The organism is Deinococcus sp. Leaf326, assembly GCF_001424185.1.
Taxonomy (GTDB): domain Bacteria; phylum Deinococcota; class Deinococci; order Deinococcales; family Deinococcaceae; genus Deinococcus.
In genome coordinates this window covers 1-6,001 of sequence record NZ_LMOM01000073.1, presented here as the reverse complement: position 1 = coordinate 6,001, position 6,001 = coordinate 1, and the positions used below count along the sequence as shown (strand labels likewise).

The following is a 6,001-nucleotide window of genomic DNA, read 5'->3' as shown; positions in this document are numbered from 1 at the left end:
CTTGCCACGGACGGTCAGATCCCGACCCTGCACGTCGGACGGACGCACCGCAAGCGCTTCACTCACCCGGAGACCGGAGTGCGCGCAGAGGAGAAGCAAGGCCGCGAGCTTCGGGGTGCAGTGGGGCAAGACGCGCTCGATCTCTTCGAGGTAGGGAGGATTCTTGACGATGCCAGGCGTCGGGTCGGCAGGTGCGGAAGTATCGGTGAACGGATCGAGCTGGGTGACCCCCGCCCACCTCAGGGCACGGTAGAGCGCCCGCGCTCCAGCGAAGTACTGCGCGACGGAAGCGGGCGAGAGGTGACCAATTCCGCCCCGCCCCGGCGAGGTCTGGAGGTGGGCGAGGTAGCGGCCACCATCCCGGTGCCCCGGACGGAGGAGTTGCATTCCACTCCTCTGAGCCCAGGGGACGAAGGTGCGCACCGCAAGTTGATAGGCGGCGACGGTTTTGGGACTGGTGCGGGCCCCCTTCTTGCTGCCGGCATGGAGGTAGGCGGTGAGCACCTGGGTGAGTGCCTGGGTGTCGTAGGTGGCTGCGGCTTCCGTGGCGCGGACCCGTAACGCTTGGTCGGTGAGATCCGACCAGGCTAACGCGGTAGTAGGGCGGACGAGGGTCATGGGGGGAGGNTCCAGCACGTACACCAGCAGGTGGAGGTAGGCGGTGAGGACTTGGGTGAGTGCCTGGGTGTCGTAAGTGGCTGCGGCTTCCGTGGCGCGGACCCGTAACGCTTGGTCGGTGAGATCCGACCAGGCTAACGCGGTAGTAGGGCGGACGAGGGTCATGGGGGGAGGGTAGCGTGTATGGGGTGTTGACTAAGAGAGATTAGTCACCCTCAACAATAAGAGCCTCGGTTCGTCGCCAACACCCTGTCCCGAGGCCCCGACCTGCCGCTCCATCTCCACCGCCGGCTCGGGCCCTGTTATCCACCCTACCCACGTTGGGGCATCACCACCTCCGTCTTGACCAAGGAACAGTTCGCTTGCAAGAAAAAATTTGCTCGCTCACAGGAAGGCCAGGAGGGGGCCTTCAAGTGGTTCCGAGGGGTAGTGGGTACCCCTGATTTGACAGCGAAGATTCGAGAGAATCTCTCTCTCAGTCCGTTGGTAGACCTCCTTCTCCTCAGGAGTGGCACATATAGAGGATGAAAAAGGCGCTCCCAGACGTGAGGATCTGGGAGTGTCCATGTCACAGCCTCTCTAAAAGGGCAGTCCCAGGACCACCGCACTCCCGCATACTGGGCCTATGAGCCGGCTCCAGAACCCTCGTTTTCAGGCCTTTATAACTACGAGGCTTGCCCCAGCCTTGGCGGGCCCTGCTCCGGCAAACGGTACGGGCGGGTCCGCATGAGTGCCCTCCGGGAGCAGCTGCTGAGCGATGCCGCACAGGGATTGGGATTTCACTGGCATACCAGTGATCTCCTGCAGCATTGGTATGCCCAGTTGGTGGGCACCCAGGCATCACCCACCGAGCAGGCCATGCATATTGACTCGACCTTCGAGCCGCTCTATCGCCAAGCCCTGCTCGACGCCCCCGAGACCTTGATTACCTGGGACGATTACGTGGCGGCGCTCCAGTTCAGCGATACGTCCCAGCAGCCCAAAATGCTCTGGGGGGATTTCGCGGCCGAGGTCGAGATGCAAACCGAGATCGGCCACTCGACGTATCAGGGGGTCCTGAGTTTCACAGCAGAGAGCCTGTTCGGTCATCCGCTGGGCGCCAGACATCTCTTCCTGATTTTTTTTGGTCCCCATGACACCTTCTGGTTGAATACGGTGAGCCTGGCCGGGGAAACCATTACGCCGAGTGAGCTCTTCTACTGGGCGTCTCCCACACAGGGGCAAGAAGATCTCGTCCCCGCACGACCCTGGGAACTCTCGGGAATTCACAGTCGGACCGTACAGCTCACGAATGCGCTGCTGCGCCGGATGCGTGACTTTGACCTGAACTGAAGAGGCGGTACTGCGTGGGATCTCACTTACAGAGAGAGCGGCCAGGATGAATTTCCAGATGGCACGCTCCACTCTTCACCGCAGCACCTGCGGCGGTCTGCCTCAGTCTGATGGCTTGGCATCGCAACTGAAGCTCACGGTGCCGATCACACGCCACGTGCCCCGTACAAGGCGAGGTCGAGCTGCGCGCCTTCGGGGGCGACCGGGGTCAGGATCAGTTGCTGGGCCATGGCCCTAGGGGAGGTCAGGAGGACTGGGACGCGACGATCTCGTAGGCCTGATCGAGCGCAGTGTCGACCGCCGGCACCACCCCCAGGCCGTACCGGGTACCCGCGTGCCCCTTGCGGGGGACCTGGGTCACCAGCCCGGCCGCGAGCAGTTCGTCGAGCAACTGGCGCACGCGACTGTTGTTCAGCACCGCGCCCCGCTCGGCCATGCGGCTGGAGACCTCGTCGACCGACTGTGGCTCGAGGGTGAGCAGGAGCAGGACGCGGGCCTGCCAGAAGGTGAGCGGGGTTGGGGGCTGAGTCATGGGTCCAGAGCCTACTCCACCGGCACGGCCCCGGAGAAGTCGAAGTTGAGTCAGCCGCCGGGCTCGCCCAGGTCGTGGCCGGTCATCTATAGCTCCGTGGCCCACAGCGCCCAGGCTGCCACCTGAGCGTCAGCGTGGCGACCTCCTCGTTCGAGGGAACGCAGGTGGTGCCGACGTACGAGAGCCTGAGCGCACCTCGGCGTTGACGAGCGGTGCTGTTGCTCCGACCCGTCCGGCGAGGGCGGCCGCCGAGGTTCGTGCATCAGCGACGTCGCGGAGTGGAACGGGCAGCCGACCGATGGCTGCAGCGCTGGCGACCTCAGCCGCGCCAGAGAGCACGCCGGTCTGCGGGAGGCGTCACCTCAGAGACTGGATCGCGCGCGCCCCTCTGTCTGTAGCGGCGGGGTTGCAGCTCCGAAGGCTGGGACTTGGTCGACACTCCGGCGGTGCGTGCAGCCGTGGAGGAAGTCATGGAGAAGTGCGCGCCGTTCCTGGGGTCTGTGCCACCGGCTGACCTCTCCGTTGCGAATGGCCCGGTGGGACAGGACGAACTGCGCGACGTGTTGCCTGCTCTGCCGACGTTATCCGACGAAGTGCTGCAGACATCACACGACTCGTTCATGGCAGAGGGCATCCACACCTCTGTGACGATTCAGGGGTGGCTCTCCTCAGCACGACGGTCCCTGGAGCTGGGCTCGTCTTGGACAAGGCGTATTGAAACGATGCAACCCCAAGGCGCTGCTGAAGTTGTGATTGGACGCAGGCCTGCCTTCGGAGAGCAACGCGAGTGACGAGGACCCGCGCGCGATGCTGTTCGAGGAGGCGTCAGCGTTGGCCGAGCGGGGTGGCTGCCCCGTCCGTTGGTGGCCGACATGGAACTCGAAGTGAGGCAGGTCGAGGCACAGGCCTTGATCTTCGAACTGCCAGAGTACGAGGCGCGGGCGTTGCTGTTGAATCTTGATCCCTCTGATACCGAGCTCAGTCATCCGACAGAGTGCGCGGGCATGCTGCTCAATGAAGTGGAGCGGATGTCGCCGGAAGAGCTGCGCAATGGACGGCGCTCTGGTAGGACCGCACGACGGACTGAACGTTCACCGGGGTTGTGCTCAAAGACGCGGCCTCTCTTCTTGGTAGGAGTGACATGACCGCAACTCAGGATTGGAGTCCACCGACGAGCTGACCTTGCTGCAGATCTTGCGCGAGGGGATGGAGCGTCATGGCCACCGGGCGTACGTCGCGCTCGGTGCAGCAATCTCGGCAGCGCACGACTTGTTACCGATGATGCCTCGTTGGGTGCGCGTGACGTACGGAGATGCGTTCGGAGTGGAGGTGTAGGGATTGAAGTCGCTGCGCAGTCCGAGTCATCAAGTGTTGACGGCGACGGTGATCGGCGCTTGGGCTTCGTGCGCGGTGTGGCTTGCGGAACAGTTGATGGTCGTGGACTTAAAGTCGCAGCGGGTGCCGGATGCGGGAGGCGGCGTGCTCGGTTGACCTGGTTGCTCTGCTGCGGGGACGCGGTGCACGCCTCCTCGGAAGCATGGAGGTGGGAAAGGCCAGGGAAGTGGGTCGGAACATTCGGGCGATCAGGTCGCCTGAGCAATGTGCGATTGACCGAACGAGGCTGAGCCTACGTGAGGTTCCGCCCTCCCGCTGATGCCCCCCGACATCCACGCCACCAACGCCGAAGCGCCTCCCGCACCCGACAAAAAACCTACCGTCCCCAACGAGACTGGGCCGTCGAAGTCCGCCGACCCGGCGAGTGGGTCCTCCTCGTCGACCAACTCCCCAAGGCCCAAGCGCGTGAGGTCGCGGCCGGCGTGACCATGAACCTGGGGGTCCGTGCCCGCGCCTTCCAATTCAGCGCCGTCCTCCTGACCCTCTGAACTCAAGCGCACCCCAGGTCCCCGACACCCGCGCGGGGTCGTCTCGTTCCTGCACAGCACACCATGATCAGCGCGGTAATCAACGCGGTAGACAACGCGGTAATCAAGGTAGTGATCAAAGCGGTAATCAACGCGGTGAGCGATACGGGATCAGTTACGGTATCGATACCGTATCGATACGGGGCCTTCACGGGAAGTTTAGAAATATCTTCTCATACTCAGCCTAGCTTCATATTGCTGCTCATCTTCCGGTGTTGTGGCTGAGTTGAAGGCGAAATTGGGCTTACATGGATTTACATTTACGCGACATCACCCGTGATGTAATTGCGCTCCTAACTGCCCTTCCACCCGCACCCAGCGCGGTTAGAACCGTTACATCACCCTCGAGAGCAACCTCAGTTCCTCAACTACTCTGGAATTCAAATCATCGGTACTCATCTTTCACTCACGCATTTCGATGTGGCCGCCTGGCCTTTAGAATGGGGTCGCCTAGCTCAGGCCTATCTCATATTTGCCCGCATCTTTCGATATGAGGGTTGAGCTGAAGGCGAAATTGGGTTTACATGGATTTACATTTACGCAACATCACCCGTGATGTAATTGTGCTCCTGACTGCCCCCGCAGCCGCGCCCAGCGCACATAAAACCCTTACATCACCCCTTTTCCATGCAAGCCGTTATAAAGCGCTCTGGAATATAAATCAGCGACACTCACCAATTGCTCACCCTCTCCCCGCCCTGGCCTCAGCCTGGCTGTGGGGGGCCTGGCACCTCCAGTTCCTAGACAGAGGCCCCAGAAGAAGGAGGCGCGCGTGCATCCGCGACTCTGTGTTGATGTTGATCGGCGGGCCACGTGTGGCGGAAGACAGATGCCCAGGAAGGAGATCTCCTGAAGGATGCCCCCTCGAATCGCCCGGACGGACACCCCCGGCCTGCGACCGGCGGTGCTTCCCCCTCGGGTCATCCCCCCTTTTTTCCAAGAGAGCAAAACAAAAAGGCCCCATATCCGACTCGGCACTCGGCTGAAGTCAGAGATGGGACCTTGCTCATCAGGGCAACGCAGCACGAGACGAGCGACTCAGCTTAGATCACCGCGATGGAACGACAGCCGAGATCTTCGTCTTCAGTCTCGGCTTGACCCAAATCTCGTTTGCGCTCTGCACCTGGGTGACGATCGTACGCAGGCTCTGAGAGGTGAGCCAACGGCGCACGGGAACTGGGAGGTATGGCGACAAGTCCTGCTGCAGAAACCAGGATCACCAGCTCGCGCGCCGACGTCCCCTTGATCTCTGGCGCCACCTTGCCTACGACTTCCGAAACGATGTGGTGAATCTCGGGTGCCATCGTCAACGCTTCGAGCCATATCAACTGGCCTTCGCTCTTCAGTGCAGCGATCGCATTGCGGATCAGAGTGTCGGTCGCCGGCAAGATGCTGGCCGATCGTTTTGCCCACACGCTGTCGTCACGTGGGGTGATCTCGGTGGTCGTGTCGAGAGTAGGAACCTAGAGGGGCATGTGGCCCAACGTTCCACCCGGCACCCGGTAATGCTCCAGAGATGACTTCCAGAACCTGACCCTTGTGATGCGAGGGACGAGCAGACTGGAGATCACCATGGGAAAGCAGAGAAAAGTCTGGA

At 62.0% G+C, this 6,001-nt stretch carries 6 protein-coding genes; 3 read left to right on the top strand and 3 right to left on the bottom strand.

What is annotated here, in order from left to right:
- Positions 1–618, bottom strand: a 618-nt coding sequence (locus ASF71_RS19355; RefSeq protein WP_162243144.1) for a site-specific integrase, incomplete at its 3' end; no start/stop codon positions are given.
- A gap of 726 nt (positions 619–1,344) precedes the next feature.
- Between ASF71_RS19355 and ASF71_RS19350 the strand changes: the two genes are divergently transcribed.
- Entirely contained in the window at positions 1,345–1,950 is a 606-nt protein-coding gene (locus tag ASF71_RS19350) for a hypothetical protein (protein WP_056303176.1), read from the top strand.
- 244 nt (positions 1,951–2,194) lie between these two features.
- On the opposite strand, the gene ASF71_RS19345 is transcribed toward ASF71_RS19350, so the two are convergent.
- Positions 2,195–2,482 carry a hypothetical protein gene (locus ASF71_RS19345; protein ID WP_056303175.1) on the bottom strand — a complete coding sequence of 96 codons (288 nt, stop codon included), beginning with the start codon at positions 2,480–2,482 and terminating at the stop codon, positions 2,195–2,197.
- Between the two features lie 428 nt (positions 2,483–2,910).
- Between ASF71_RS19345 and ASF71_RS24290 the strand changes: the two genes are divergently transcribed.
- Positions 2,911–3,273: a hypothetical protein gene (locus ASF71_RS24290; protein ID WP_156372987.1), complete on the top strand. Its 363-nt coding sequence runs from the start codon at positions 2,911–2,913 to the stop codon at positions 3,271–3,273.
- 81 nt (positions 3,274–3,354) lie between these two features.
- Entirely contained in the window at positions 3,355–3,627 is a 273-nt protein-coding gene (locus tag ASF71_RS24285; RefSeq protein WP_156372986.1) for a hypothetical protein, read from the top strand.
- A 1,820-nt stretch (positions 3,628–5,447) separates the two neighbouring features.
- Here ASF71_RS24285 and ASF71_RS24280 read toward each other — a convergent pair.
- Entirely contained in the window at positions 5,448–5,819 is a 372-nt protein-coding gene (locus ASF71_RS24280) for a hypothetical protein (protein ID WP_162243143.1), read from the bottom strand.
- Between the last annotated feature and the right edge of the window lie 182 nt (positions 5,820–6,001).